The sequence below is a fragment of the Acinetobacter sp. UBA6720 genome (assembly GCF_002454215.1).
Classification (GTDB): Bacteria; Pseudomonadota; Gammaproteobacteria; order Pseudomonadales; family Moraxellaceae; genus Acinetobacter.
This window is the reverse complement of record NZ_DKIK01000109.1, coordinates 29,180-29,787: the sequence shown is the minus strand read 5'-3', so window position 1 is coordinate 29,787 and position 608 is coordinate 29,180. Positions and strand designations below refer to the sequence as shown.

Annotated in this window: 1 protein-coding gene; it reads left to right on the top strand. The window is 48.2% G+C overall.

Annotation, left to right across the window (positions count from 1 at the left end; translation table 11 throughout):
• On the top strand, positions 1-608 hold a 608-nt coding region (locus B4F08_RS09600), incomplete at both ends, for an AMP-binding protein (protein ID WP_291374253.1).

Below are 608 nucleotides of genomic sequence, written 5' to 3'. Positions count from 1 at the left end.
ATTGCTTGTGGCATGACACCACGTGCGACCTACTTGTGGACCTTACCTTTATTCCACTGTAACGGCTGGTGCTTTGCATGGACCATGGCAGCCAATGGGGGCACCAATATCTGTTTACGTAAAATTGACCCTGAACTCATTTTCAAAGTCATCGCTGAGCATAAAGTCGATTATTTCTGTGGTGCGCCAATTGTGCTATCCATGCTGATCAACACCCCTGAAGAGCAACGGATCCACTTTGAGCATCGCGTTGAAGTGATGGTGGCAGGTGCTGCACCTCCTGCTGCAATCATTGAAGGCATGCGCCATATTGGTATAAATGTCACCCATGTTTATGGACTGACTGAAACCTATGGACCTTCTGCGCTTTGTGCCTCTCAAGCGGGTTGGTCTGACTTATCTATTCAGGAACAAGCGCAGTTGCACTCACGCCAAGGTGTACCTTACCCACTGCAAGATGGTATGAAAGTGCTGGATCCAGACACGATGCAACCTGTACCGCATGACGGTCAAACTATGGGTGAAATTATGTTCCGAGGTAACATTGTGATGAAAGGTTATCTCAAAAACCCTGAAGCCACGGCAGAAGCCTTTGCTGGTGGTTGGTT